The 26,455-nt window shown below is 65.0% G+C and carries 22 protein-coding genes and 1 pseudogene; 17 read left to right on the forward strand and 6 right to left on the reverse strand.

The window, feature by feature from the left end; translation table 11 throughout:
• Positions 1-254 precede the first annotated feature (254 nt).
• From IVA96_RS24495 to IVA96_RS24510, 4 genes are all read left to right on the forward strand, one after another.
• Positions 255-1,019, forward strand: coding sequence for an alpha/beta fold hydrolase (locus tag IVA96_RS24495; protein WP_247419732.1), 765 nt, complete (start codon positions 255-257; stop codon positions 1,017-1,019).
• A 25-nt stretch (positions 1,020-1,044) separates the two neighbouring features.
• Positions 1,045-1,386 (forward strand): hypothetical protein, encoded by a 342-nt coding sequence (locus IVA96_RS24500; protein WP_247282025.1) that lies wholly within the window; start codon positions 1,045-1,047, stop codon positions 1,384-1,386.
• A 158-nt stretch (positions 1,387-1,544) separates the two neighbouring features.
• On the forward strand, positions 1,545-2,216 hold the full coding sequence (locus tag IVA96_RS24505) for a dienelactone hydrolase family protein (protein WP_247419735.1): 672 nt from the start codon (positions 1,545-1,547) through the stop codon (positions 2,214-2,216).
• A 208-nt stretch (positions 2,217-2,424) separates the two neighbouring features.
• A complete protein-coding gene (locus IVA96_RS24510) occupies positions 2,425-2,907 on the forward strand; it encodes a hypothetical protein (RefSeq protein WP_247282027.1) in 483 nt (160 codons plus the stop codon).
• A gap of 163 nt (positions 2,908-3,070) precedes the next feature.
• Here the strand turns inward: IVA96_RS24510 and IVA96_RS24515 are convergent, their stop codons facing one another.
• From IVA96_RS24515 to IVA96_RS24525, 3 genes are all read right to left on the reverse strand, one after another.
• Positions 3,071-3,817, reverse strand: a complete 747-nt coding sequence (locus tag IVA96_RS24515; protein ID WP_247282028.1) for a polysaccharide biosynthesis/export family protein — start codon at positions 3,815-3,817, stop codon at positions 3,071-3,073.
• Positions 3,818-4,136: 319 nt separating this feature from the next.
• Positions 4,137-4,793 carry a peptide-methionine (S)-S-oxide reductase MsrA gene (msrA, locus tag IVA96_RS24520; protein ID WP_247282029.1) on the reverse strand — a complete coding sequence of 219 codons (657 nt, stop codon included), beginning with the start codon at positions 4,791-4,793 and terminating at the stop codon, positions 4,137-4,139.
• A gap of 125 nt (positions 4,794-4,918) precedes the next feature.
• The gene (locus IVA96_RS24525) at positions 4,919-5,236 is read right to left on the reverse strand and encodes a hypothetical protein (RefSeq protein WP_008540289.1); all 318 of its coding nucleotides are present in this window, start codon (positions 5,234-5,236) and stop codon (positions 4,919-4,921) included.
• A 402-nt stretch (positions 5,237-5,638) separates the two neighbouring features.
• Between IVA96_RS24525 and rpsT the strand changes: the two genes are divergently transcribed.
• From rpsT to IVA96_RS24575, 10 genes and pseudogenes are all read left to right on the forward strand, one after another.
• Positions 5,639-5,905 (forward strand): 30S ribosomal protein S20, encoded by a 267-nt coding sequence (gene rpsT / locus IVA96_RS24530; protein ID WP_027549990.1) that lies wholly within the window; start codon positions 5,639-5,641, stop codon positions 5,903-5,905.
• 1,230 nt (positions 5,906-7,135) lie between these two features.
• The gene (dnaA, locus tag IVA96_RS24535; RefSeq protein WP_247282031.1) at positions 7,136-8,545 is read left to right on the forward strand and encodes a chromosomal replication initiator protein DnaA; all 1,410 of its coding nucleotides are present in this window, start codon (positions 7,136-7,138) and stop codon (positions 8,543-8,545) included.
• A gap of 242 nt (positions 8,546-8,787) precedes the next feature.
• Complete coding sequence (gene dnaN, locus IVA96_RS24540) at positions 8,788-9,906, forward strand: DNA polymerase III subunit beta (protein WP_247282032.1); 1,119 nt, start codon at positions 8,788-8,790, stop codon at positions 9,904-9,906.
• A gap of 126 nt (positions 9,907-10,032) precedes the next feature.
• Positions 10,033-10,397 (forward strand): annotated as a pseudogene (locus tag IVA96_RS24545) (DUF559 domain-containing protein).
• Positions 10,398-10,486: 89 nt separating this feature from the next.
• Positions 10,487-11,623 carry a DNA replication/repair protein RecF gene (gene recF, locus IVA96_RS24550; protein WP_247282033.1) on the forward strand — a complete coding sequence of 379 codons (1,137 nt, stop codon included), beginning with the start codon at positions 10,487-10,489 and terminating at the stop codon, positions 11,621-11,623.
• 480 nt (positions 11,624-12,103) lie between these two features.
• Positions 12,104-14,539 (forward strand): DNA topoisomerase (ATP-hydrolyzing) subunit B, encoded by a 2,436-nt coding sequence (gyrB, locus tag IVA96_RS24555; RefSeq protein ID WP_247282034.1) that lies wholly within the window; start codon positions 12,104-12,106, stop codon positions 14,537-14,539.
• Positions 14,540-14,666: 127 nt separating this feature from the next.
• Positions 14,667-15,134 carry a hypothetical protein gene (locus tag IVA96_RS24560; RefSeq protein WP_247419740.1) on the forward strand — a complete coding sequence of 156 codons (468 nt, stop codon included), beginning with the start codon at positions 14,667-14,669 and terminating at the stop codon, positions 15,132-15,134.
• Between the two features lie 117 nt (positions 15,135-15,251).
• A complete protein-coding gene (murA, locus tag IVA96_RS24565) occupies positions 15,252-16,547 on the forward strand; it encodes a UDP-N-acetylglucosamine 1-carboxyvinyltransferase (RefSeq protein ID WP_247282035.1) in 1,296 nt (431 codons plus the stop codon).
• Positions 16,548-16,754: 207 nt separating this feature from the next.
• The gene (locus IVA96_RS24570) at positions 16,755-18,146 is read left to right on the forward strand and encodes an MATE family efflux transporter (RefSeq protein ID WP_247419742.1); all 1,392 of its coding nucleotides are present in this window, start codon (positions 16,755-16,757) and stop codon (positions 18,144-18,146) included.
• On the forward strand, positions 18,143-18,631 hold the full coding sequence (locus tag IVA96_RS24575; protein WP_247419744.1) for a DUF2867 domain-containing protein: 489 nt from the start codon (positions 18,143-18,145) through the stop codon (positions 18,629-18,631). Before IVA96_RS24570 ends, IVA96_RS24575 begins: the two co-directional genes overlap by 4 nt.
• Before the next feature lie 2 nt (positions 18,632-18,633).
• Here IVA96_RS24575 and IVA96_RS24580 read toward each other — a convergent pair whose 3' ends face one another.
• Positions 18,634-19,749, reverse strand: coding sequence for an FUSC family protein (locus tag IVA96_RS24580; RefSeq protein WP_247419745.1), 1,116 nt, complete (start codon positions 19,747-19,749; stop codon positions 18,634-18,636).
• 122 nt (positions 19,750-19,871) lie between these two features.
• Here IVA96_RS24580 and IVA96_RS24585 point away from each other — a divergent pair, with 122 nt between their 5' ends.
• Positions 19,872-21,242 carry an MmgE/PrpD family protein gene (locus tag IVA96_RS24585; RefSeq protein WP_247419747.1) on the forward strand — a complete coding sequence of 457 codons (1,371 nt, stop codon included), beginning with the start codon at positions 19,872-19,874 and terminating at the stop codon, positions 21,240-21,242.
• 202 nt (positions 21,243-21,444) lie between these two features.
• Here the strand turns inward: IVA96_RS24585 and IVA96_RS24590 are convergent, their stop codons facing one another.
• On the reverse strand, positions 21,445-22,869 hold the full coding sequence (locus tag IVA96_RS24590) for a serine hydrolase (RefSeq protein ID WP_247419749.1): 1,425 nt from the start codon (positions 22,867-22,869) through the stop codon (positions 21,445-21,447).
• 206 nt (positions 22,870-23,075) lie between these two features.
• Entirely contained in the window at positions 23,076-24,140 is a 1,065-nt protein-coding gene (locus IVA96_RS24595; RefSeq protein ID WP_247419751.1) for a helix-turn-helix domain-containing protein, read from the reverse strand.
• A gap of 322 nt (positions 24,141-24,462) precedes the next feature.
• On the opposite strand from IVA96_RS24595, the gene IVA96_RS24600 reads away from it, so the two are divergent.
• Positions 24,463-25,380 (forward strand): pirin family protein, encoded by a 918-nt coding sequence (locus IVA96_RS24600; protein ID WP_247419754.1) that lies wholly within the window; start codon positions 24,463-24,465, stop codon positions 25,378-25,380.
• 63 nt (positions 25,381-25,443) lie between these two features.
• Positions 25,444-26,358, forward strand: coding sequence for a phosphoribosylaminoimidazolesuccinocarboxamide synthase (locus IVA96_RS24605; protein ID WP_247419755.1), 915 nt, complete (start codon positions 25,444-25,446; stop codon positions 26,356-26,358).
• The last annotated feature ends 97 nt before the right edge of the window (positions 26,359-26,455 follow it).

A 26,455-nucleotide genomic window follows, 5' to 3' on the forward strand; every position in this document is an offset into this window, starting at 1 on the left:
GGTCCACAGCCCCAACAACAGCAGGCCTGAACGAAACGAGAATTGTGTTACCCATGTCGTCGGTTTGAACTGTTACCCATGTCGCCGGTTGCTCAGCGCGAAGCGCCGGATGAGGGGTATCTCTCGGCTCGCGAGACTGTTTGTGAGGGGAGAACCCCTCACCCGGCTTCGCTGCGCGAAGCCACCCTCTCCCACAAGGGGAGAGGGTGCACCGTTATCGCGGCGACGAAACCAGAAACAACAGGGCGGGAGCAATGCCAAGGATCGATCGAGACGGCGTCGGAATCTACTACGAGGTTCATGGTGAGGGGCCGCCGTTGCTGCTCACTCACGGCTATTCATCGACATCGGCGATGTGGCATGGGCAAATCGATGCGCTCGCGAAAAACCACAAGCTCGTGCTGTGGGACATGCGCGGCCACGGCCAGTCCGATTACCCCGATGATCCCGACGCCTACAGTGAAGCACTCACGGTCGGCGACATGGCGGCGATCCTCGATGCTGTCGGCACTGAGCGCGCCATCATCGGGGGTCTCTCGCTCGGCGGCTACATGTCGCTTGCGTTCTATCGCGCCTACCCACAGCGCGCCCGCGCGCTGCTGATCATCGACACTGGCCCGGGCTTCAAGAAAGACGATGCGCGCGAGGCCTGGAACGCGCGCGCGCTTGCCACCGCCGACAGGCTCGACCGCGAAGGCCTTGACGTCCTCAAATCGGCGACGCGCGAGCGCGCCACCGCCAGCCATCGCAACGCCAACGGGCTGGCGCTCGCCGCACGCGGCATGCTGACCCAGCGCGACGCGCGCGTGATCGAGCTATTGCCCGACATCACGGTGCCGTCGCTGATCGTGGTCGGCGCCGACGACACGCCGTTCCTGGCGGCGTCCGACTACATGGCGGCAAAGATCCCCGGCGCACAAAAGGTCGTGATCCCCGCCGCCGGACACGCCGTCAACATCGATCAGCCCGAGGCTTTTGTTGACGCGGTCGCGCCTTTCCTGAAGAACTTGCCGGGATAGGCCGGTCAATCGAGGACGCAAGACCATGATGCGAGGGATCTTCGCGGTGGGCGCAGTCGTGTCGCTGCTGGCGTCGGCGGCGCAGGCCGAGCCGTTCGGCACCGTGCCGCCGCGCCGACCGTTCCTCGCAACCTTGTCGAACAACACGCCGCTCGCCTTCGGCATGGATGCCGAACAGACCGCCCGTGCCCTCGGCCAGCCGCTGCAATATGTGCGCGGGCGTCCTGGCGACGAAATCTATCTTGCTTTGCGCAACATCGGCGGCAGCCGCTTGATCCCCAACCGCCACCGCCTGTTCCTGCAATTCCGTCACGGCCGGCTGGCAGGATGGAAGGAGGATTACGGCGAGAACTGGATGTGGGAGTGAGGTGGACCTCCCCGTGGTGAGGAGCGGCGAAGCCGTGTCTCGAACTAAAGGCCCCGCGGCGACATCTCGGCCTGGCATCCTTCGAGACGCGCTGACGCGCTCCTCAGATGAGGGGAAATAGCTTTCGGATCGAAGACCAACCAAGAAGGACAACCTGCGTGGGACAAGATATCAAGCTGACGGCTTCGGACAATTTCCAGCTGGGCGCCTATCGCGCCGATCCCGCAGGCACGGCGAAGGGCGCGGTGGTGGTGATCCAGGAGATCTTTGGGGTCAATCACCACATCCGCTCGGTCTGCGATCGGCTCGCCAAGGAGGGTTATGTCGCGATCGCGCCGTCGATCTTCGATCGGACCGCGCCGAATTTCCAATCGGGCTACTCGCCCGACGAGATCGCGGAGGCGCGCAAATTCGTCGCCAATCCGGACTGGGCCGCGATGCTGCGCGACACCCAGGCGGCGATCGATGCGGCGCGGGGTGCTGGCCCGGTCGGCATCATCGGCTTTTGCCTTGGCGGCAGCATCGCCTTCCTCGCGGCGACGCGGCTGTCGGGCCTCAAGGCCGCGATCGGCTATTACGGCGGCGCGGTGGTGCGCTTCGCGGACGAGACGCCGAAGGTGCCGACGCAGCCGCATTTCGGCGAGAAGGATGCCGGCATTTCCTTGACCGACGTCGACGCCATCAAGGCGAAGCGGCCCGATGTCGAAGTCTTCGTCTATCCGGGCGCGCAGCATGGCTTCCATTGCGACGAGCGGGCAAGCTACGACAAGGCCAGCGCCGACATCGCCTGGCCGCGCAGCATGGATTTTTTCGCAAAGCATTTGAAGTAGAGCACAGCATTTCTCTCTCCGTCATCCCGGGGCGCGCGGAGCGCGAGCCCGGTATCCATTGTGCGTCAGGGTTAGTGGAAGAATGGATTTTGCGCTCGCGACGTCGTTGCGCCGCGGACATGACGGAGAGAGCGGAAATCGGGTGGCTGCATCAGGCCGCGCGGCGATAGAGCTGGCCGATCAAGCCAACTCGCTCCGGAGCTTCGCCATGCAGCAAGCCATCACGCACCTCATCCGTCGCAATCCGTTCGGAACCATGGACGTGCCAGAGCCCGATGATTCCGAAGTGAGGAACTATGCCGCGACGGCCACGCTGTCCGGCGATGCCGCGGACGCCAACGCGGCGGCGTGGGCAATAGCCGCTTCGCCCTCCGATCCGCTCGAGGGCTGCTGGCAGAGCCGCTGGAATGGCGGCGCCGATCCGACCATTGCCGGCGATACATCGGACAGATGGAAAGAAGGGCGCGCGGAAATCCGCATCACGGGAGGCCGCATCTACCTGCGCTTCGACTGGGACAACGGCCGCCGGCACGGGCTGATCGATGCGGCGCGGGAGGGCGCGGATCGCCTGGTCGGCAAGTACATCAACCTGACCACGCCGGCGATCACACGGCCATGGGTCGGGCGCGTGGTCGACGATACGCGGATCGACGGGTGTTTTCCGAACGGGCGGCTGGATTTCCGAAGGTGAAATGCGGACGTAGCGCCCCCACTCTCACCTTCGTCAATTCTGGGACGCGCCGACAGGCGCAGACCCGGAAAGATCCATCTTGCCACAGAGTTGGTGGAGGAATGGATTCCGGACTCGCGCTCACGTGCGCCCCGGAATGATGACGGAGATAGTCGGCTGAAACCTAAAACCAGCGCTCGCCGACGAACACGGTGTCACCCGGCGCCAAGGGCGTGCCGAGCGGGACGACGGCGCGCATAGCGCCGCCAGCTTCGGTGTGCGTGACCGTGACCACATCGCGCTTGGCGCGGGGCGAGAAGCCGCCGGCGATGGCGACCGCGCTTTCGACCGTCATATTCGGCACGTAAGGATATTGGCCGGGCGCGAGGACCTCGCCGAGAATGAAGAACGGGCGATAGGCCTCGATCTCCACGGCGACCGAGGGCTCGCGGATATAGCCGTTGCGCAGGCGTGCGGCGATTTCGCCGGCAAGGCCCGCCGTGGTGCGTCCGCGCGCCGGCACCGCGCCGATCAGCGGCATGGTGATGGAGCCGCCGGCATCGATCGCATAGCTGTTGGTGAGACCTTCCTGGCCGTAGACCACGACGCGCAGCTTGTCGCCAGCATCGAGATGGTAGGAAGAGTCATAGCGCACCGGCGCCGCCATGGGCACGGCATAGCCGACCGGCATGGGCGCGGGCGACGAGGCGAAGGAATTGCGCAGCGCGCCGATGGCGCCGCCACCGTCGGCGACGACAACGGGCTGCGGCGCGCCATAGGGCTGGCCGTAGGCCATGGAGTCGAGATCGGGGCGCGGCTGCATCACCGCGACCGGGCCGGCGGTCTGCATGCAGCCGCCAAGGGCAAGCGCCGCGGACGCTGCCAGGGACGCTGCCAAACTCGACCATCGAAACGCGCGTGCAACCGGCACCGGACCCATCCCTCGAAACGAGACAGCTCCAGTCTTGCACCGGTTATGGTTAATAAAGCGTTTCGTACCCTCGCCTGGAGGTTGAGAGCGGGTTCCTGTGGCCATCCTTCGAGACGCCCGCTTTAGGCGGGCGCCTCAGGATAAGGACGGAATGCGTGGCAGCAGTGTCAACGGGCCGTGCTGCTTAGCCTCATCCAGAGGAGACCGCGAAGCGGTCGTCTCGAAGGACGAGGCCTGCGCTCCGGCGTTGCGAGAAGTCATATGCGATGCTCTACCCTCCAGAGGGCGGGTAAGCGCAGCACGCTTCGACCACTTTCAATTACGCGCTCACACCGACTCCAATCGGGCAGGACACGCCGGTGCCCCCTAAGCCGCAATAGCCGGCGGGATTCTTCGCCAGATATTGCTGATGGTAGTCCTCGGCGAAATAGAATGCGCCGGCGGGCGCGATCTCGGTGGTGATGTCGCCGAGACCCTTTGCGGTAAGCGCCTTCTGATAGAGCGCTCTCGATTCCGCGGCGGCCTTCTTCTGCGCGTCGCTGAAGGTGTAGATCGCGCTGCGGTACTGCGTGCCGACATCGTTGCCTTGGCGCATGCCCTGCGTCGGGTTGTGGCTCTCCCAGAATGTCTTCAAGAGCCTGTCGTAGGAGATCTTGTTGGGATCGAACACGACCAGCACCACTTCGGTATGGGCGGTGCGGCCCGAACAGACCTCTTCATAAGTTGGGTTCGGCGTGTGGCCGCCGGCATAGCCGACGGCAGTCACATGGACGCCATCGCCGAGCTCCCAGAACTTGCGCTCGGCGCCCCAGAAGCAGCCGAGGCCGAATACCGCCTGCTCGAGACCGGGGGGATAAGGCGGCTGCAGCTTCGCACCGTTGACGAAATGGGTGGTCGCAGTCGGGATGGCTTGCGCACGGCCCGGCAGCGCCTCAGTTGCGCTCGGCAATGCGGTGGTCTTGCGCATGAACAGCATGATTGGGTCTCCGCAACGAGCCGTCCGGTCCATGAGACAAGCGCTCAGGCGGCGAGCTCGCGATCAGTGGGGAATATAAGCATCTACGCAGCGAGAGGTAGCTCTGTTACGTGGCCCGCGCGCGCTCAATCCCGAGAATAGCCGATCAGCGGTTTCCGGGGGCGGAACAGGATCATCAGCAGGATGCCGAGAACGCCGAGAACGGCGAACACCGGCTGATCCAGCACCAGGCGGATCACCGAGGTCCAGAGCCAAGGCGCCTTGGCCTCGACCCAGGTCCGGAACGCGGTCTGGCTGGCCTGATTGATATCGTTCCAGAACTGGCCGAACCGGGTGAACTTGAGGGTCTGGTCGGCCACCCAGCGGGCGCCGTCATAGACCATGAAGATGAACCCGCCGGCGAGCAGCAACAGCCCAATAAGTCGGAAAAAGCCGCGGATCATGCCTCACCTACGATGGTCGTCCGACCGGACGGCCTTGCGGAACGTCGCCAGCCAATAGCCGGGCGACGGCAGAAATTCAACCTCTTCAGAGCGTTAGGGCCCGCCTCCAGCCCGTTCGCGGCCGCTTTTCCAACTCCCGAAAGCGTTGACGGTGCCGAAGACCCTCTCTATAAGGACGCCAACTGGCGGTGGGCGCAATCCTGCCGCCGCTGTTCTTTGAGCAATTGCAGGCACCTTGAGCTTAAGACTCTTTGGAGCCTCAGAGACGACCGCAAGGCCGTCGCTCATGTTCCGGGAACGGCCCAGCAACCGAACACCCTAAATCCGAGCGTCGATTAAGCGGTCAAGCAGCCGGCGCTACCCGACCAAGACGCGACCGGTACCGCAAAGGACATTGAGACCATGGCCAATACCACTTCCGCCAAGAAAGCGACGCGCAAGATCGCCCGCCGCACCGCCGTCAACAAGTCGCGCCGCACTCAGATGCGCGGTGCCGTGCGCACCGTCGAGGAAGCCATCAAGACCGGCGATCGCGCCGCTGCCGTGAAGGCGCTGGCGAATGCCGAGCCGGCGTTGATGCGTGCCGCGCAGCGCAACATCATTCACAAGAACAACGCCAGCCGCAAAGTCTCGCGCCTCACCGCGCAGATCGCCAAGCTCGCGAAGTAATCGGCGTGATCTGATCGGCCCGACCCGATCAGCACGTCAAACAAAGCCCGGCATCGCGCCGGGCTTTTTTGTTGATTCACGCAAGCAGTGACGCCATTGCTCGATCTTCGCATTGGAAGATCTGGATCGTCTGCACTATTCTTCGTACCGTAATTCTACCTGCAGATGTTCTGCAACAGCGGAAACTTTCACCGCGTTGCAAAAACCCCTGCGCTGCCGGCTTGAATTGAATCCGCGAGTGACGAAAGTTCTACACACCGTAGATTCACAGGAACGCACGTCGGCGTGGAGTTACCCTGCAAAACGAGACTCAAAAAACGATGTCTCGCTAATCACTTATCGACATAGTGATCGCAAGCGTTTGGAAAAATCGCCGGCACGTCAGGGGCGTGACGAATTTGTAAAAAAATATTGGCGGTGGCGGAGAATTTGTCACATGAGGCGCGGCGTTCTCGATTCTGTGCACGAATCCAAAAACTTGCTTCGCAGCCTGTGAACAACTCGGGCGCGCCATTAACGCAGATCAAGTTTTTTGATGCCTCAAGTGTGAATCAATTCGATTGCGAGTCTTTCCGCTTAGTGTATTCCTTAAGTCGTCAGCGGCGCCCACGATCTTCAGACCAGCGCGGTTTAGGAAACGGGGCGAGCGTGCAAATCGGCGGCGATGTGCACGTAGGCGACGCTTCAACAAGCGATGTCGGTTCAAAACCCATAGCAATATGGGAATGGTAGTTTTTTGTCTGAATGTCTCCAAGTGGGATCTTCCCGCCTCGCGCCAAGCGCTCACGAGAGACATCGCAAGGCTACCCCGGCTCGCAAGGCGGCGAAGTCGAGCGGACGAGTATAGACGGGCAGGGCATCCGCGACTGGGGCTTTCAGGTGCGGCTGTCTTTCACACGCAGGACCTTGTCGTGAGCAATCACGGCGGGACGGGGAGGTATCATGTCCTACGGATTCAACGCGGTATTGACACAGTGTCCTTCTTTCGGCGATGCCGTCTCCGATCCGTCATACGGCCAGCCTCCCACGTGTGAGAGCGCGCAGAGTACGCGCTGACCTCGCGACCCCTTCATCTCTGACATCGCTGATCGGACGCGGCGTTCTCGCCGGACGGTCGAGCCATGCCTGACGATGGACTCGCTTGAGGTCGTGCCATTCCAGGGATCCCGGCAGGAACCCTGCATGGCGCTCACAACGCAACCTTATCTCTCAAGAGAAGTTTTTCAGACGATGACAATGGAACAGGATCGCTGGTCACGCGTGAAGGGTCGGCTGCGCTCAAGCGTTGGCGAAGACGTTTACACGAGCTGGTTTGCGCGCATGGATCTGGAAGGCGTGCAGGACGAGAGCGTGCGGCTCTCGGTCCCGACCCGCTTCCTGAAGAGCTGGATTCAGGCCCATTACGCCGAGCGCGTGCTGTCGTGCTGGCAGGCCGAGATGCCGGAAGTGCATCGCATCGATCTCACGGTCCGCTCGGCGGTGCGCCCGCTCGCCCAGCCGAAGGAAGCGCCCGCCCCGGTCGAGGCGCGCCGCACGCCGGCGCCGGAGCTGCGCTCGACCGCGACCGCGCCAGTCTCGGCCAATCACGATGCGCTCGGCGGCTCGCCGCTCGATCCGCGCCTGACCTTTGCGAGCTTCGTCGTCGGCCGCTCCAACACGCTGGCGCATGCAGCCGCTCGCCAGGTCGCCGAAGGACGCCGCGGCGACCCCGTGATGTTCAACCCGCTCTACATCCATGCCGGCGTTGGCCTCGGCAAGACGCATCTCCTGCAGGCGGTGACCTGGGCCGGCAATTCCGGCAACGAGCGCAAAGTGCTGTATCTCACTGCGGAGAAATTCATGTACGGCTTCGTCGCCGCGCTGAAGACGCAGACGGCGCTGGCCTTCAAGGAAGCGCTGCGCGGCATCGACGTGCTCGTCATCGACGATCTCCAGTTCCTGCAAGGCAAGTCGACCCAGGCCGAGTTCTGCCACACGCTGAACGCGCTGATCGACGCCGGCCGCCAGGTCGTGATCGCGGCCGACCGTCCGCCGTCCGACCTCGAGAGCCTGGACGATCGCGTCCGCTCGCGGCTCGCCGGCGGCCTCGTGGTCGAGATGGGCTCGCTCGGCGAGGAGCTGCGGCACGGCATTCTCAAGTCACGTGTCGCGGCGGCCCGCGCCCACCATGCAACTTTCGAGGTGCCCGAGGAGGTGCTGCACTATCTGGCGCGCACCATCACCCATAACGGCCGCGACCTCGAAGGCGCGATCAACCGTCTGCTGGCGCACTCGAAACTCAACAACCGCCCGGTGACGCTGGAAATGGCCGAGCACGAGGTGCGCGACCTGGTCCGGCCGCAGGAGCCCAAGCGGATCAAGATCGAGGACATCCAGCGCGTGGTGGCGCGGCAGTATAACGTGAGCCGCTCCGATCTCTTGTCCTCGCGTCGCACCGCCAACGTGGTCCGCCCGCGCCAGGTGGCGATGTATCTCGCCAAGACGCTCACCCTGCGCTCGCTGCCCGAGATCGGCCGCCGCTTCGGCGGACGCGATCACACCACGGTGCTGCATGCGGTGCGCAAGATCGAGGCGCTGGTTTCCAAGGACACCGCGCTGTCCGAGGAAGTGGAATCGCTGAAGCGCCAGCTTCAGGAATAAACGCCTAGAGCTCCCGCCATGCTCCCCCCGGCCAGGCCTGGGCGGCGGCTTTCGTTCTGGGCGGTAAATCGTGGGGGAACTGCCTCCGATCCCTTGAATCCGGAGGCCATCCGCGCCACCTTGCGCGACCCTGGCAGCTTTGGTCATATCGGCAGGATGATCCGGCTTTTTGGGGTCTTCGGTGCCGTGGCGCGCGTCCCGCCGCCCGGCCTTCTCATCTTGGGGATCGGGCGAGTAGTGCAATGAAGGTTACGGTTGAACGCGCGCAACTCCTGAAGTCGCTGGGCCATGTCCATCGCGTGGTCGAGCGCCGCAACACGATCCCGATCCTCGGCAACGTGCTGGTTCGCGCCGAGAGCGCGAAATTGTCGCTGAAGGCGACCGACCTCGACCTCGAGGTGACCGAGACGCTGCCGGCGGAGACCGCAACCGCGGGCTCCACCACCGTGCCGGCGCACATGTTCTACGACATCGTGCGCAAGCTGCCGGACGGTTCGCAGATCGTGCTGGAGGCCGACGGCGACCGTGCGGTGCTGGCGATCCGCGCCGGCCGCTCGCGCTTCACGCTGCAGACCCTGCCGGAGAACGACTTTCCGGATCTCGCCGCCGGCGACATGTCGCACTCGTTCTCGCTCGCCGCCAAGGACGTCAAGCGGCTGATCGACCGCACCCAGTTCGCGATCTCGACGGAAGAGACGCGCTACTATCTCAACGGCATCTATCTGCATGCGGCCGGCACGCCTAAGGCCGCGACCCTGCGCGGCGTCGCCACCGACGGCCACCGCCTCGCCCAGCTCGATTTGGTCCAGCCCAAGGGGGCCGAGGGCATGCCCGGCGTGATCGTGCCGCGCAAGACCGTCGGCGAGGTGCAGCGCCTGATCGAGGACACCGAGGCCGAGATGACGATCGAGCTGTCACAGGCCAAGATCCGCTTCACGATCGGCAACGTGGTGCTGACCTCGAAGCTGATCGACGGCACCTTCCCCGACTACGGCCGCGTCATCCCGCAAGGCAACGACAAGGAGCTCATCGTCGACAAGAAGGATTTTGAGAACGCGGTCGACCGTGTTTCGACGATTTCGAGCGAGCGCGGGCGAGCGGTAAAACTGTCGCTGTCGGCGGGCAAGCTGGTGCTGTCGGTGACCAATCCGGATTCCGGCAGCGCGACCGAGGAGCTGGAGGTCGAATACGCCTCCGATGCCCTCGATATCGGCTTCAACTCCCGCTACCTGCTCGACATCGCCGCCCAGATCGAAGGCGACGTCGCAACGCTCCGGCTCGCCGACCCCGGCTCGCCCACCCTGGTGCAAGACCGCGACGACAAGAGCGCGCTGTACGTGCTGATGCCGATGCGGGTGTGAGGGAGGTGGCTCTCGGCCCCGAGCAATCCTTCGTGAGCCAGGCGCGATGCGCATTATTGCGCCCTCTCCCCTTGTGGGAGAGGGCAGCTCCGCTGGCGGATATATATTCGATCGGGTGAGGGGTTAGTGCCGCAAGAGCCGTCCCATCGGCCGGTCCCCAAACATCTCCGCGCGTTTGCGAAGAATATGCGGCGCGAGCCGACCGATGCGGAAGGCGCGATGTGGCGGCTGCTCAGGGAGCGACGCCTGTCGGACTTCAAGTTTCGCCGGCAAGTCCCGTTCAAGAATTACATTCTCGACTCGTCTGCTTCGAGAAGCGTCTTGTGATCGAGATCGACGGAAGCCAGCACGTTGAATCGCAACGCGATGCAGCTCGTGAAGCCGCGCTCTCCGCAGAAGGTTTCTCTATAGCGCGCTATTGGAATAATGACGTGCTTCAGCAGTCCGCCTCTGTATTGGAGGACATCCTTGCAAAGCTTGCCGGGCGGTAACATACCCCTCACCCGTCGCCTCACTACGTGAGGCGCCACCCTCTCCCACAAGGGGAGAGGGGAAGAATCCCGTTCACGACGAAGAACTGATGACCCCCTCCCGCATTCATCGCCTGACCCTGACGCATTTTCGCAATTACCGGGCGGCGGGGCTCGAGACGGCGGCTGATATGGTGGCGCTGGTCGGGCCGAACGGGGCGGGCAAGACCAATTGCATCGAGGCGATCTCGTTCCTGTCGCCGGGGCGCGGCCTGCGGCGGGCGAGGCTGGAAGAGGTCGCCGACAACCAGGGCGACGGCTCCTGGGCGGTGTCGGCGCAGGTCGAGGGCGCGCTCGGGCTCGCCACGCTCGGCACCGGCATCGATGCGCCGCGGCCTGACAGCCCCGTGAGCCGGCGCTGCCGTATCGACCGCGAGCCGGTCAATTCCGCCGCTTCGTTCGGCGACCACATCCGCATGGTGTGGCTGACGCCGGCGATGGATGGCCTGTTCATGGGCGCGGCCTCCGAGCGACGTCGCTTCTTCGACCGCCTGGTGCTCGCCATCGACAGCGACCATTCCAGCCGTATCGCGGCGCTGGAGCGTTCCTTGCGTTCGCGCAACCGCCTGCTGGAGACGCGCAATTACGACGACCATTGGTGTGACGCGATCGAGCGCGAGACCGCCGAGCTTGCGGTCGCGGTCGCCGCAACGCGCGGCCAGACCGCGGCACGGCTGACCGGCATGCTCAATACGCGCGCGCAGGCCTCCGCCTTCCCGTCGGCGCACATCGCGCTCGACGGCTGGATGGAGAACGCGCTGCTTAACGAGACCGCGACGTCGGTCGAGGACCGCTACCGCCAGATCCTGCGCGATAACCGTCCGCGCGATGCCATCGCCGGCCGCACCACCGACGGCCCGCATCTCACCGACCTCCAGGTGGTCTATGCGCCAAAGAGCATGCCGGCGCGCGATGCCTCGACCGGTGAGCAGAAGGCGCTGCTGATCGGCCTCGTGCTGGCGCATGCGAGTCTGGTCGCCGAGATGACTGGCATCGCGCCGCTGCTGCTGCTCGACGAAGTCGTCGCGCATCTCGATCCGAACCGCCGCGCGGCGCTGTTCGAGGAGCTGAAGAAGCTCGGCGCGCAGGTCTGGCTGACCGGCGCGGACCCCGCTGCCTTCGCCGAGATCGGCGCCAGCGGCGAAGTCTTTGACGTCGAAAGCGGACGAGTTTCTGCCCGAAGGTAGACCGCCACATTGAACCCCGGCCGTTTCCATCAGCAATTAGCTGCTTGAGGCCGCTAGCGCCGGACCTGCCAGGCCAATACGCCTATAGACTGAGCGTGCCGGGTCATTCAGCCACCACGAACAGTCTCACCCTGCCCCGGCGCTGATGCCGCGCGCGCAGCAGTGTCGCCGGTGCGCCGGAATTGAGAGAGTAAAGCGTCACCGAGCCATTTCGAAGCAACTCCAAGACGCCCCGGAACCACTCCTCCAAGCCCGCGAAAACCAGGGCTTCAAGACCCAAAACGCGCCTTCGAATCGCGCTTTTTGCACCGCCGTGAATCGGCTTTCGAAAGCCTTGAAAATCGGTCCAAAAACCCTATCTTCCCAAAGGGTTGCAAGGAGATACTTTGCGCTAGGCGCAAACTCTCTTTCATGGCACAAATAGCCTGCAAATCAGCGCCTTTTGCGCCGCTGATTCGGGCGACATCTCGAAGGCCTCTCATGACAGAACCTGCTCGGCAGCCCGCTGCCGAAAACGAGCTCTCCAACGCGAGCGATTACGGCGCGGAATCGATCCGCGTGCTCAAGGGTCTCGACGCCGTCCGCAAGCGCCCGGGCATGTATATCGGCGACACCGACGACGGCTCGGGCCTGCACCACATGGTCTACGAGGTCGTCGACAACGCGATCGACGAGGCACTCGCGGGCCACGCGACGCGCGTCGACGTCATCCTCAATGCCGATAATTCCGTCACGGTGCGCGACGACGGCCGCGGCATTCCGGTCGACATCCACAAGGGCGAAGGCATCTCGGCGGCCGAGGTCATCATGACCCAGCTCCATGCCGGCGGAAAGTTCGACCAGAATTCCTACAAAGTCTCCGGCGGCCTGCACGGCGTCGGCGTCTCCGTCGTCAACGCGCTGTCCAGCAAGCTCGGCTTGCGGATCTGGCGCGACAACAAGGAGCACTATATCGAGTTCGCCCATGGCGATGCCGTCGCACCGCTCAAGGTCGTCGGCGATGCCCCGGGCAAGCGCGGCACCGAGGTGACGTTCCTCGCCTCGACCGAGACGTTCAAGAACATCGAATATGATTTCGCCACGCTCGAGCACCGGCTGCGCGAGCTCGCCTTCCTCAATTCCGGCGTCAACATCGCCCTCTCCGACATGCGCCACGCGGTCGAGAAGCGCGAGGAGATGCACTATTCCGGCGGCGTCGAGGAGTTCGTCAAATATCTCGACCGCAACAAGAAGGCGATCGTGCCGGCGCCGATCATGGTGCGCGCGGAAGCCAACGGCATCGGCGTCGAGGCCGCGCTGTGGTGGAACGACAGCTACCACGAGAATGTGCTGTGCTTCACCAACAACATCCCGCAGCGTGACGGCGGCACCCATCTGGCCGGTTTCCGCGGCGCGCTGACGCGCCAGGTCAACGGCTATGCCGAGGCCAACGCCAAGAAGGAAAAGATCGCGCTGACCGGCGACGATTGCCGCGAAGGCCTCACCGCCGTGCTGTCGGTGAAGGTGCCCGACCCGAAATTCTCGTCGCAGACCAAGGACAAGCTGGTGTCCTCGGAGGTGCGTCCCGTGGTCGAGAACATCCTCAACGAGGCGCTCCAGGCCTGGTTCGAGGAGCACCCGAGCGAAGCCAAGGTGATCGTCGGCAAGGTGATCCAGGCGGCCGCGGCCCGCGAGGCTGCGCGAAAGGCGCGCGAGCTGACACGCAAGAGCCCGCTGTCGGTCTCCTCGCTGCCCGGCAAGCTCGCCGACTGCCAGGAAAAGGACCCGGCCAAATCCGAACTCTTCATCGTCGAGGGTGACTCGGCAGGCGGCAGCGCCAAGCAGGGCCGCAACCGCGAGTTCCAGGCGGTGCTGCCGCTGCGCGGCAAGATCCTCAACGTCGAACGCGTGCGTCCCGACAAGATGCTGTCGTCGGAGCAGATCGGCACGCTGATCACCGCGCTGGGCACCGGCATCAGCGACGAGTTCTCGATCGAGAAGCTGCGCTATCACAAGATCATCGTGATGACGGACGCCGACGTCGACGGCGCCCACATCCGCACGCTGCTGCTCACCTTCTTCTATCGGCAGATGCGCGACATCATTGACGGCGGCTATCTCTACATCGCCCAGCCGCCGCTCTATAAGGTCTCCAGAGGCAAGTCCGAGCAATATCTGAAGGACGAACGCGCGCTGGAGGATTATCTGATCGACACCGGTCTCGATGATTGCGTCTTCGTTCCCGGAACCGGCGGCGACCGTACGGGCCGCGACCTGCGCTCGCTGGTCGACGACGCCCGCGTGGTCCGCAGTATTTTGCGCAACCTGCACAGCCGCTACAACCGCAAGGTCATCGAGCAGGCCGCCATCACTGGCGTGCTGAACAAGGCGATCTACGGCGATCCCGAGAAGGCCGCGGCTGCGGCGCAGTACATCGCAGGCCGGCTGGACAACCAAGCCGAGGAGGTCGAGCGCGGCTGGGTCGGGCAATATGTCGAGGGCCAGGGCTTTCAGTTCGAGCGCACGGTGCGCGGCGTCAAGGAGGCCGCTGTGATCGACGACGCCTTCCTGGGGTCCGCCGAGGCCCGCAAGCTCGACGAGTACACGGTAAAGCTTCAAGACGTTTATGCCCGCCCAGGCAAGCTGCGGCGCAGAGATGTCGAGCACATGGTCTACGGTCCGGTCGATCTGTTCGAGGCCGTCACCGACGCCGGCCGCAAGGGCATCACGCTCCAGCGCTACAAAGGCCTTGGCGAGATGAACCCGGAACAGCTCTGGGAAACGACGCTGAACACCGACGGGCGCTCGCTGCTCCAGGTGAAGGTCAAGGAAGTCGACGAGGCCGACGATATCTTCACCAAGCTGATGGGCGACGTGGTCGAGCCGCGCCGCGACTTTATCCAGGAACATTCGCTCAGCGCGACGATCGATATCTGAGGCGTGCTGCGCTTTGGCGCTCTGCGGGCTCACCTCTCCCCGGCGGGAAAGGTGAACCTGCCCAACCGCCATCGCGACGAAGTGGCATGAACCCCGTTGGCCGGTTCGGCCGGGAAGCCTTCACGCCATGACCAGCGCCGCAACGACCAGCTCCAGCGTGCCATCCCGCCGGTTCGGCATCATCGGCAGCATTGTCGGCGTGCTCGCGCTGGTGGCGGCGGTGTTGCCGCATTGGGTCGTGCCGCTCGTGTTTCCGCCGCCGCCGGCGGAGCAGGTCATCGTCGACACCGGGCATCGCATCAAGGACCGCGTGATCGCGCGGGTGAAGGGTGTCGAGTATCAGGCTCCGAAGGTCGAAAACTCGGCCGGAAGGACCTGGCGCGAAACCGCGTCAGCCGCCGCGATCTCGCTCGGTCTGCTTGCCATCCTGCTCTCCGTTGTCGCGCTCATCTTCCGCGAAGAGCGCCTGCTGGCCGGCGTAGCGGCCATTCTCGGCACCGGCGCCATTGCGATCGAGATCTCCTTCGTCATGATCGGCGCGCTGATCCTGATGGCAATTCTCTATGTGGTCGGCAATATCATCGGCCTGCTTTGAGCCTGTCGAGGCTGACGGACGGACGTCAGCGGCAGCAAGCGCAATTGCTCCCGCACTCAATTCTCTGTAGTTTCCGGCTCGAAAACCACCCCCACCAACAAGACAGCGAGACCCCATTTGGCGCCCATCCAATACATCGTCGAGGGCGGTCACCGGCTCTCGGGCTCGATCGAGCCGTCCGGGAACAAGAACTCGGCGCTGCCAATCATCGCGGCCGCGCTGCTCACCGAACAACCGGTGACGCTTCAGAACGTGCCGCGGATCCGCGACACCGAGACACTGGTCGAGCTGGTCCGCTCGGTCGGCGCCGCGGCGGAGTGGACCGAGCGCAATACGCTGCACATCCACGCCAAGAGCATCCGTGCCGCCGATCTCGACCCGGAGCTGTGCGTGCGCATCCGCGCCTCGATCCTGCTCGCAGGTCCGCTGCTCGCCCGCTGCGGCGAAGTGATGCTGCCGCCGCCCGGCGGTGATGTCATCGGCCGGCGCCGGCTCGACACCCATGTGCTGGCGCTGGAACAGCTCGGTGCCAAGGTGACCGCAACCGACCGGCTCGAATTCCGCGCGCCAAAGCTCGCCGGTGCGGACGTATTTTTGGACGAGCCGAGCGTCACCGCGACCGAGAACGCGTTGGTCGCGGCGGTCGCCGCCGGCGGCGTCACCTATTTGCGTAATGCCGCGTCCGAGCCGCATGTGCAGGACCTCGCCAACTTCCTGGTCGCGCTCGGCGCAAAGATCGAGGGCATTGGCACCAATACCATGGTCGTGCACGGTCAGGCCACGCTGGGCGGTGCGACCTACAGGATCCAGCCCGACCATATCGAGGTCGGCTCGCTCATCGGGCTTGCGGCGGTGACGCGCTCGCCCTTACGCATCACCCGCGCCGGCGTCGAGCATCTGCGCTCGATCCGGATGGGGTTTGAGCGGCTCGGCATCCTCTGCCGCGTCGAGGGCGACGACCTCATCGTGCCCTCGAACCAGACGCTGAAGATCCAGGACGATTTCGGCGGCCACGTGCCCAAGCTGGAGGACCAGCCCTGGCCGGCCTTCCCGGCCGATCTAATGTCGATCGCGATCGTCACCGCCACGCAATGCGAGGGCGTGATCCTGATGTTCGAGAAGATGTTCGAATCGCGGATGTTCTTCGTCGACAAGCTGATCGCGATGGGCGCGCGCATCGTGCTGTGCGATCCGCACCGCGCCATCATCGCCGGTCCTAGCCGCCTGCGCGGCGCATCGATGATCTCGCCCGACATCCGCGCCGGCATGGCCATGCTGCTCGCGGCCGTCTGCGCTGAGGGCACCTCCACCATCAACAACGCCGACCAGATCGAGCGCGGCTACGAGCGCATCGAGGAACGCCTGAACGCGCTGGGCGCGAAGATCAAGCGCGTGCCGGAACGGAAGGGGTGAGTTTTTTCTTCCCTTCTCCCCTTGTGGGAGAAGGTGGCGCGAAGCGCCGGATGAGGGGTTCTATCCGCGAACTAAGCTCTGATTTGAATTCGCGGAGAGAACCCCTCACCGTCTCGCCGCTATCGCGGCGAGCCACCCTCTCCCACAAGGGGAGAGGGGAAAAACGCAGGCCATGTTTTCGACGTGTGGCTGTGCTAAGGACCGGCCATGCTCGACACCGTCCATCATTCGCAGCCGCAAGCCGGCGTGCCGTCAAATCATCTCGCCGTGGAATTCGCCGAGACGCTGCGGTTGGCTGTTCCGCTGATGCTGACCCAGCTCGGGCAGATCGCGATGATCACGACCGATCTCGCGATGATCGGCCGGCTTGGCGAGGACGCCGTGGCCGCGGCGGCGCTCGCGCATACGGTTTATTTCGTCAGCTTCACCTTCGGGCTCGGATTGATGTCGGCGGTGTCGCCGCTCGCCGCGCAGGCGTTTGGCGCCGGCGACGTCAGGCTGATACGCCGCTCCTTGCGCGTCGGGCTGTGGGCCGCGCTGCTGATCTCGCTGCCGATGATGGCCTCGCCGCTTTATGGCGAGCACATCCTGCTCGCGCTCGGGCAAGCGCCGGACTCGGCAGCGCTGGCGCAGCGCTACCTCAACGGATTGGCCTGGGGCATTGCGCCGGCGCTCGGCTTCATCGCGCTGCGCAGCATGATGAGCGCGGTGAACCGGCCGCAGGCGCCGCTGTGGATCACGCTCGCCGCGATCCCCGCCAATGCCGCGCTGGTCTATGTCCTGATCCACGGTCTGTTCGGCCTACCAAAGCTCGGCCTGTTCGGCGCGGGGCTTGCGACCACGCTAGTCAATCTCGGCACCTTCCTCGCCGCGCTCACCATTGCCGCATGGCGAAAACCGTTCGCGGACTATCACCCGCTCGCCCGACTGTGGCGGATCGACTGGCCCTTGATGCGCCAGCTCATCGCGATCGGCGCACCGATCTCGTTCGCGCTGCTGATGGAATACGGACTGTTCTCCTCGGCGGCGCTGTTGATGGGGCTGATCTCGACCACCGCGCTCGCCGCGCATCAGATCGCGCTCCAGGTCACCGCCGTGCTGTTCATGGTGCCGCTCGGCATCGGCATGGCCGCCACCGTACGGGTCGGCCACGCCTTCGGCCGCAACGACCCGCTCGCGGTGAACCGCGCGGGGCTGGTCGCGGCCGTGCTCGGAATCGTCCTGATCTCCGCGCTGACGGTCGCCATCATCCTCGGCCGCTACCAGCTCGGACGGCTGTTCTTCGGCAGCAGCGAGGCAAGCGCGGCAACCGTCGAACTGACGGCGACACTGCTGGTGGTCGGCGCGACCTTCTTCATCGCCGACGGCCTCCAGACCATCATGGGCGGCGCGCTGCGCGGCATCAACGACACCAAGATGACGCTGCTGTTCGCGGTGATCGGCTATTGGTGCGTCGCCTTCCCGATCGCCTGGCTGCTGGCTTTCAACGCCGCCCTTGGCGCAGTCGGCGTCTGGATCGGTTTCTCGGTCGGGACCTTCGTCTATGCCGGTCTCCTGATCTTGCGCTTCCGCACGCTGACGCGCACATTGGCGGGATGATCGGGACCGTCCGCGAAGTCACCCCCAATGTCGATGCCGGCACGCTGCTAGCAGGCGCGCAGTTCGTCGACGCGTTTCGCGTCGAGATCGGCGCTGCGACCGTGAATGCCCGTGAGGCCTGCATGCGGATGGTGCTGCACGGGCCGCGCTGGATCGATGTGCTGATTCGCCTGCGCAACATCCTGGTGACGCCGTTCGGGCTGAAAACATCCGGCGAAGGCGCACCGGCACCGCACGGGATGATCGGCCTGTTTCCGGTGCTGAGCGAAACACCGGAGCGGCTGGTCGCTGGCTTCAACGATCATCATCTCGACTTCCGTATCGTGGTCGATGTTGCCTGCGATGCCGACGGCCGGTGGGTAACATCCACAACGCTGGTGCGGACGCATAATCTCCTGGGCCGGACCTATCTCGGCCTTATCATGCCCTTTCACAAGCTCGTGGTCCGCAGCATGATGGGACGGGTCGTGGCGCCGACGCGCTAGCTTCACTCCGCCAACCGCGCCGGCTTGTCGGCCGCCGCTTCCGACCATTCGCCGACGACGCGATCGAGGTCGCAGAGGTTCTGGTGCATCTGCTCCAGCGAGAACCCGAGCGCGAAGAAGCGCTCGGCGGTGTCGCTGGGCTGGCCGCGGATCAGACCGTCGTGACGAACGGCGGCGACGGCCTCGGCGTAGTGCTGGAGCGCGACGTGAACGGGATGGATCGGCGGCGCACCGGCGCCCTCCCGCAAGGCTGCGGCGGCCGAGCGCAGGAAACGCGCGATCACCGTCGAGACCTCCGTCAGCGGGGCTGCGAGCCGCGTCTGCACTTCGGCCGGCAGCGGCACCACGGTGGCGCGGCCGATCATCACGACGTCATGCCGTAACCGCAGGATGGTTCGCAGCAAGGGACCGGTGTCCGGCCCGCTCGACAGGCGCGCGGCGCGCTCGCGCTCGGCTTCGGCGCCAATCGCGTTGAGGCTGACCATGGCAGCGCCGATGCCGTCCTGGATCCGGTGCAGCGCATCGTTGTCGCGCCCGCGCGTGAGGCCCGCGAGCAGCTCGGTAAAGGCATCGGCGATCAGCTCGAGCAGTTTTGCTGCGCTGGCGCGGATCTGCCGCACCGCGCGCGACGGCAGCACCAGGAACGAAACGAGCAGCCCCGTGATGGCGCCGACCGCGACCTCGCTGACGCGATCGATCGCCGAGGTCATGGGATCGGAGTGATGCATGGTCGGAACCAGAAGCACGATCACGGCCGTGACCGTCGCGGCGCTGAGGCTCGGATTGATCGCGGCGATGAAGGCGAGCGGGGCGACCGAGAGCACCAGAAGCCCCAACAGGCCCGCTTCGCTGGAGTACGGGATCAGGATCGCGATGGCGCCGCCATAGATGGCGCCGCCGATGGTACCGAGCATGTAGTCGCGCGTCGCCTTCAGCGAGCGGCCGACGCTCATCTGGGTCACGATCAGCGAGGTCAGCACTGCCCAGAGCGGCAAGAGCAGATGCAGCGCGGTGGCGATGGCATAGGCCGCGACGGCCGCCACGGTGACCCGGATCGCCAGCCCCAGTTGCGTCCGTCGCGCCCGGATCTGGTCGAACAGCTCTCTTGCGCGTGTCATCGTCAACGTCCTGGTCAGATCCTCTTGAGCCAGGCAAAAGCATGGCTGATGCCCGCCCCGGCATGGCCGCTTGAAAGGCGAAATCAGCCCGCCTAACTTGCCGGCCAAAACGAGGAAACACGATGGCCCACGAAACCGCAACGCTCGCCGCCTATGTCTTCAATCTGAAATACCAGGATATTCCGGCGGAGGTGCTGGATCGCGCCAAAGTGCTGACGCTGGATTTCCTAGGCAGCGCCATCCGCGCCCGCAACGAGGCGGAATCGACCCCGTCGATGCTGAAGACGCTAGAAGCCCTCGCGCTCGACACCAAGGGGGAGGCCACCGTATTCGGCGACAGCAAGACCTGGACGCCAGCGGTGGCGGCCCTGCTCAACGGCGCGTTGGGACATTCGCTCGATTTCGACGACACCCACGCCGATTCCTCGCTGCATCCGAGCGCTCCGGTGGTGCCGGCCGCCTTCGCGGTCGGCGAGATGGTCGGCGCGTCGGGCCGCGACGTGCTGACGGCGATCGTCGCGGGCTATGAGGTCTGCTGCCGGCTCGGCAATGCGCTCGATCCGACCTCGCATTATGCGCGCGGCTTCCATCCGACTGCGACCGCCGGCACCTATGGTGCGGCCGCGGCCGCCGCAAAACTGTTCGGCCTCTCCGAGCAACAGATCATCGCCGCCTTCGGCGTCTCCGGCAGCCAGGCCGCCGGATCGCTGCAATTCCTGGTGAACGGCGCCTGGAACAAGCGCTACCAGGTCGGCACCGCCGCAATGAACGGCGTCATCGCCGCGACACTGGCGCGCAACGATTTCGTCGGCGCGACGGAATCGGTCGAGGGCAAGCACGGCCTGCTCGCCGGCTACACTGACGACGCGCATCCGGGCAAGGCGGTCGCCGAGCTCGGCAAGAGCTACGAGACCATGAAGATCGGCGTCAAACCCTATCCGAGCTGCCGCTACACCCATGCCGCAATCGACGCGCTGATCGCGATGCGGCGCGAGCACAATCTGACGCCGGACCAGGTCAAGCGCGTCGAGATCGGCCTGCATCGCAACGGCATCACGCTGACCGGCGATGCCGCCACCAAGCGGCATCCGACCTCGATCGTCGGCGGTCAGTTCTCGATGTTCTTCACCGGCGCGCTCGCGCTGGACCAGGGCTCATTTGGTTGGGACGACTACAGCCGCCTCGGCGATGCCGCCATCGACGCGCTCGCCGACAAGTTCGACGTCGTGCAGGACGACCGGCTCGAAATCGGCCGCACCCATCCGTTCGGCGCCCGCGTCAGCATCACGACGGACGATGGCGTGCATGAGCGGCTCTATGCCGATCCGTCGGGCGAACCGAATTCGTTTCCGGACACGCAGGCAATGCAGCAGAAATTTTTGACGCTGGCGCGGCCCGTGCTGAACGCGCGGGCGGAGAAGTTTGCAGATGCGATCATGACGCTGGAGCGGTTCGACCGGGTGGCGAAGGCCACGGAGCTGGGAAGGTCGTAAGCTCTCGCAACACGAACGCTGCACCCTCTCCCCTCGCGGGAGAGGGTGGCTCGCCGCGGTAGCCGCGAGACGGGTGAGGGGTCTGCCTCCGCAAACTCTTCAGCAGTTGAACTCGCGGATGCAGACCCCTCATCCGGCGCTTCGCGCCACCTTCTCCCACAAGGGGAGAAGGAAGAAAAGGCGGCACTTCGCTCTGCTTTCATCAATTCATCCCGGCTACCTTCCCCTTCTCGCGCGTTGCTTCTACGACGTCGCGCACGAGATCGAACACGCCGTCCGCTTCAGGCGGCCAGTTCGGCGAACGTCCCAGCCGCACGATCACCAGCCGCTCCGAGGGGATCACGATGGTGTACTGCCCGATCGTGCCCTTGGCGAAAAAGGCATCGCGCGGCCAGCCGCGCGCGATGCGAAACTTCGCGCCGAAACTGCCGCCCAGGTTGGTCCAGAAGCCGGCGCCGATGCCGACCCAGGCCTTCGGCGTGGGCGAGGACGAATAGCTCACCCAGCCCTCGGGCAGGATGCGCTGGCCGCCGGCGATGCCGTCATTGAGATAGAACTGGCCGAAGCGCGCCCAGTCCCGCGCCGATGCCAGCATCTCGCTCGAGCCCTCGATTGTACCGGCACCGTCGAGCTGGAGCGTGACATGGCGCATGCCGAGCGGGACGAACAATTCGCGGCGCGCGAAGCGCAGTGCATCTGCGGGAGTTCCACCGGCCGCGTTGCGGATCAGATGCGAGAGCAGCATGGTGTTGCCGTCGTGATAATTCCACGCCGCGCCCGGCGTGGTTGCCAGCGGCATCCTCGCGGCATAGGCCGCCATGTCGCCTTCGACGAACTTCATGCGGTTGACCGGCTCGAAGGCGGAGCCGAGCGAGGCCTGCAACGAACTGCCGAGCGCGAGCCCTGCGGTGTGGCGCAGCAATTGATCCACGCTGATGGCATGGCGCGGATCATCCGGATCGTTCCAGGCGACGACCGGCGCAGGTCCGTCGAGCTTCAGCTTGCCCTGGCGCACCAGCACGCCCGTGAGCGCCGATATCACCGATTTGGTCATGGAGAAGCCGAGCAGCGGCGTCTCCGGTCCGATACCGTCGGCGTAACGCTCGGCGATGACGCGGCCCGCCTTCACCACGACGACCGCGCGGGTGCGGCGATGGGGCGGCTGCGCCGGCTCGGCAAAGGCGCGGTCGAGCGCGGCAGCAACCTCGGGACTTTGCGGCGGCACGATCGCGGGGCCGGCGATCTCTGGAAGCAGCCCGGGCTGCCTGTCGTCCAGCGGCGGCATGACTTCGGCGAGCGGCTCGCTATGCGCGAGCGTGCAGCCGAGCCCCTCGCGATAGACGGCATGGCTGCGGCCGAGGCCAAACAGTGTCACCGTAACGTCCTTGCGCACGCGATCGATCCGGTAGTCCATCGCCCAGCTGATCAGGCCGGTCCCGGGCATCGCATCGTTGGTTTCGGTGAAGGCGCGCCGCGGATCGAGGCCGGAGACGAAGGTCTCAGAGCACAGGATGCCGGCGACAAAGCCGGTGGCGACCTTCGGCACGTCGCGGGCGCGCGCAGCACCGAGCGCGAGGCCGGCGCAGGCGATGGTGGTGAGGAGGACGATCTTGTGGCGGCAGGTCACGGGCTGTCTCCGGCTTGGGGGCGTGTGCCGGAGACGAAGCAGGAGGCGTGGGAGGACTGCTCGCCGGATTTGGAAAACGGCCTCGCCGGAATTGTGCATGGGCTGGCCGATTTTGAAATAAGTGAGCTATTTCAGAATTATAGGGAATGCTGCGGCAACGGCGCTCAGTCCCCTCGCCCTGCTTGCGGGGAGAGGCGAAGAGCCCATCACGCCGGGCTGGCCTTGAGCCGCCGATATTCCGTCGGGGTCACGCCGGTCACCGCCTTGAAGGCGCGGTTGAAGGGACCGAGTGACTGGAAGCCGGCATCCATGGCGATGGTGATGACGGGGACCTCGGCCTGGGCGGGATCGGCGAGCGCGGCCTTGGCTTCCTCGATCCGGTGATTATTCAGGAACACATTGAAGTTGCGATAGCCGAGCCGCTGGTTGATCAGCCGGCGCAGCCGGTATTCGGGAATTTTCAGCCGGTTCGCCAGCGCGCCGATAGTGATGTTCTCCTGGCGATAGATCCGCTCGTCCGCCATCAGCCGCATCAGGGCGTCGGTGAGCTTCTGGTCGGCGGCGTCCTCTGCCGCCGGGGGTTGGCTCAAAACAATCGGCGGCGCTGTTTCAGCAGCAATCGGAAACAGGTCGGCGCCATCGACGCGCATCATCGCATAGGCGATGGCCGCAACGATGCAGGCGAGCACGCCCGCATTGATCGTGTTGGCGATATCGCCAACCTCCGTGCCGGCCACGCCAATCTGGAGCAGCGCGTTCACCCCGCCATAGAGCGCGGCCCCGCAGACGATGAAGACGCGAACGCGGCGACGGCGCTCGACCAGATCGGTCGACCACGACTTGATTGCCTGTGTCACCGCGAGCGCAATGAAGCCGAGCACGATCAGATTGACGATGGTGACGGCGAGCCGAACGCTTCCGCCCGGTGCGACCCAGAGGCAGTTAGCGAAGCTGAACGCGGTCACCAGTCCCCAGATCAATCCGTGCCACCAGCGCAGGCGAAACTCGTCGTCGAACAGCGCGCGCGTGAACAGCCAGAACACCACGATGTTGCCCGTCGACAATGCAATCAGCGGCGCATGCGAGGCCGGCGCCAGCGACGACACGCCGACCGAATAGCTCGCCGCATGCGCGGCCGATCCAAGTGCGAAGGCCGCGCCAAGCCGGGCCGCGAGGACGTTGCGGAAATCCGCGACGAGCGAGGCCCCAAGCACAAGCAGCAGCGCCACGGACGCGGCGCGAAAGGCGAGTTCTGTTGCGGCAAATGTCATCGGCGATGCGACGGTCGCGGTTGAAATCAGGCGAACATCCTTCGTCAGGCATATTTTTTCAAGGACCATCCGCACCACAACTGTCATCTCCCGGCTTGCCGTCTTCGCTCAAGCTTCGCCGGCCGAGCATTGCTGTGGGCCCGGCGCAGCGTTGCGGAGACGGGACCGGGCGATCCTGTACTCCGAGACGGTTGCGATTCAACCGAAAGGCTGCAGCGCACTGGATGCCCCGCCTTCGCGGGGCATGACAGCAGGCTCTGACGCGACGGCGATGCGAAATCGTGCTACGATCGCGCCGAAGAAAGTCAAAAGGAGCCCACCCATGAGCTGGCAACCCTCCAATGATCCCGTGCTCGGCGATCCCATGTCCTGCGATGCGCTCGATCTCGTCATCGTGCCGCGCACGCGCGATCTCGGCGACGGATTCGTGGTGCGGCGCGCATTGCCGCATGGCAAGCGGCAGATGGTCGGGCCCTTCATCTTCTTCGATCATTTTGGGCCGGTGCAGTTCGTCTCCGGCAAGGGCATGGACGTGCGGCCGCATCCGCACATCGGGCTTGCCACCGTCACCTATCTGTTCGACGGCGCGATCATGCATCGCGACAGCGAAGGCAATGTCCAGGAGATCGCGCCCGGCGCGATGAACCTCATGACCGCAGGGCGCGGCATCGCCCATTCCGAGCGCACGCCCGACGCGCAGCGCGCCTCGGGTCAGAAGATGCTCGGCTTGCAAAGCTGGATCGCACTGCCGGCCGGATCTGAAGAGATCGCGCCGTCATTCCAGCACTATGCCGCCGGCGACCTGCCGATGGTCTCCGAGCGCGACTTCACCGCGCGGGTGATCGCGGGCTCCTCATTCGGCATCGCCTCGCCTGTTACGATGGTGTCGCCCTGGTTCTACACCGAGGTCACGGCGGCAGCGGGCGCGAGCGTGCCGCTCGATCCCGATCACGAGGAACGCGCGATCTACGTGGTCGACGGCGAGGTCGAGATCGCGAACGAGCGCTACGAGGGGCCGCGGCTCTTAATCTTCCGCCCCGGCGACCGCATTACGGTGAAGGCCCTGAAGGCCACGCGGATGATGTTTCTCGGCGGCGATGCACTGGAGGGCCCGCGCCATATCTGGTGGAATTTCGTCTCCTCCAGCAAGGAGCGGATCGAGCAGGCCAAGCAGGACTGGAAAACCGGCCGCTTCGCCGCAGTTCCGCAGGAACATGAGTTCATTCCGCTGCCGGAATAGGCTATCCCGGTTTCCGGCCGCGCTGTCAGCCGCGGCCGGATTCCTTGTGCGAAGGCTTTGCCGATGACCACCATGCTCTCAAGCGACCTGCCGCTCCCCAAGATCGGACGCGGCAAGGTGCGCGACATCTACGCCGTCGACGACGACCGTCTGCTGCTCGTCACCACCGACCGCATCAGCGCCTTCGACGTCGTGATGGGCGAGACCATCCCGATGAAGGGCGCGGTGCTGACTCAAATCAGCGCGTTCTGGTTCAACGAATTGGAGGGCGTGGTGCCGCATCACATGATCAGCGCCGACACCGACGCGATCATCTCGGCCGTGCCGGCCTTGATGCCCCACCGCGCCGAGATTCTCGGTCGCGCCATGCTGTGCAAGCGCACCACCGTGTTCCCGATCGAATGCGTGATCCGCGGTTATCTCTCGGGCTCGGCCTGGAAGGAATATGCCACCAGCGGCACGCTGGCCGGCGAGAAGCTGAAGACGGGGCTCGTCGAGAGCGAGAAGCTGGAGCCTGCTATCTTCAGCCCGGCAACCAAGGCCGAGAGCGGCCATGACGAGAACATCACCATCGCCAAGATGCGCGCCGTGGTCGGCGACGAGGTTGCCTACACGCTGGAGAGCATGACGCGCGCGATCTACACGCTCGGCGAGGAGCTGGCCCGCGAGCAGGGCATCATCATCGCCGACACCAAGTTCGAGTTCGGGCGCGACAAGGACGGCCGCATCATCCTGATCGACGAAGTCATGACGCCGGATTCCTCGCGCTTCTGGGCGGTCGATACGTACAAGCCCGGCCAGCCGCAGGCGAGCTTCGACAAGCAACCCTTGCGCGACTATCTCGACGTCGAGCGCCGCGCCGGCCGCTGGAACGGCGACGCCCCACCGCCCCCGCTGCCGGCGAGCGTGGTGGAGGCGACCAGCAAGCGATATCTGGAAGCGTATCGGCGCGTGACGGGGAAAGAGCTGAAGATTTAGGCGGGACTGTTACCGCAGCTCCGTCATTGCGAGCGCAGCGAAGCAATCCAGAGTCTTTCCGCGGAGGGATTCTGGATTGCTTCGCTCCGCTCGCAAT

This window comes from Bradyrhizobium sp. 159 (assembly GCF_023073795.1).
Classification (GTDB): domain Bacteria; phylum Pseudomonadota; class Alphaproteobacteria; order Rhizobiales; family Xanthobacteraceae; genus Bradyrhizobium.

Coding starts and splice junctions, on each gene's coding strand:
- IVA96_RS24580 (WP_247419745.1), bottom strand. CDS start 19,749: ATGACACGCGCAAGAGAGCTGTTCGACCAGATCCGGGCGCGACGGACG.
- IVA96_RS24600 (WP_247419754.1), top strand. CDS start 24,463: ATGAGCTGGCAACCCTCCAATGATCCCGTGCTCGGCGATCCCATGTCC.
- IVA96_RS24605 (WP_247419755.1), top strand. CDS start 25,444: ATGACCACCATGCTCTCAAGCGACCTGCCGCTCCCCAAGATCGGACGC.
- IVA96_RS24560 (WP_247419740.1), top strand. CDS start 14,667: ATGACCAGCGCCGCAACGACCAGCTCCAGCGTGCCATCCCGCCGGTTC.
- recF (WP_247282033.1), top strand. CDS start 10,487: ATGACCCCCTCCCGCATTCATCGCCTGACCCTGACGCATTTTCGCAAT.
- IVA96_RS24595 (WP_247419751.1), bottom strand. CDS start 24,140: ATGACATTTGCCGCAACAGAACTCGCCTTTCGCGCCGCGTCCGTGGCG.
- IVA96_RS24575 (WP_247419744.1), top strand. CDS start 18,143: ATGATCGGGACCGTCCGCGAAGTCACCCCCAATGTCGATGCCGGCACG.
- msrA (WP_247282029.1), bottom strand. CDS start 4,793: ATGCTGTTCATGCGCAAGACCACCGCATTGCCGAGCGCAACTGAGGCG.
- IVA96_RS24500 (WP_247282025.1), top strand. CDS start 1,045: ATGATGCGAGGGATCTTCGCGGTGGGCGCAGTCGTGTCGCTGCTGGCG.
- dnaN (WP_247282032.1), top strand. CDS start 8,788: ATGAAGGTTACGGTTGAACGCGCGCAACTCCTGAAGTCGCTGGGCCAT.
- IVA96_RS24585 (WP_247419747.1), top strand. CDS start 19,872: ATGGCCCACGAAACCGCAACGCTCGCCGCCTATGTCTTCAATCTGAAA.
- IVA96_RS24495 (WP_247419732.1), top strand. CDS start 255: ATGCCAAGGATCGATCGAGACGGCGTCGGAATCTACTACGAGGTTCAT.
- IVA96_RS24570 (WP_247419742.1), top strand. CDS start 16,755: ATGCTCGACACCGTCCATCATTCGCAGCCGCAAGCCGGCGTGCCGTCA.
- IVA96_RS24525 (WP_008540289.1), bottom strand. CDS start 5,236: ATGATCCGCGGCTTTTTCCGACTTATTGGGCTGTTGCTGCTCGCCGGC.
- IVA96_RS24510 (WP_247282027.1), top strand. CDS start 2,425: ATGCAGCAAGCCATCACGCACCTCATCCGTCGCAATCCGTTCGGAACC.
- gyrB (WP_247282034.1), top strand. CDS start 12,104: ATGACAGAACCTGCTCGGCAGCCCGCTGCCGAAAACGAGCTCTCCAAC.
- rpsT (WP_027549990.1), top strand. CDS start 5,639: ATGGCCAATACCACTTCCGCCAAGAAAGCGACGCGCAAGATCGCCCGC.
- dnaA (WP_247282031.1), top strand. CDS start 7,136: ATGACAATGGAACAGGATCGCTGGTCACGCGTGAAGGGTCGGCTGCGC.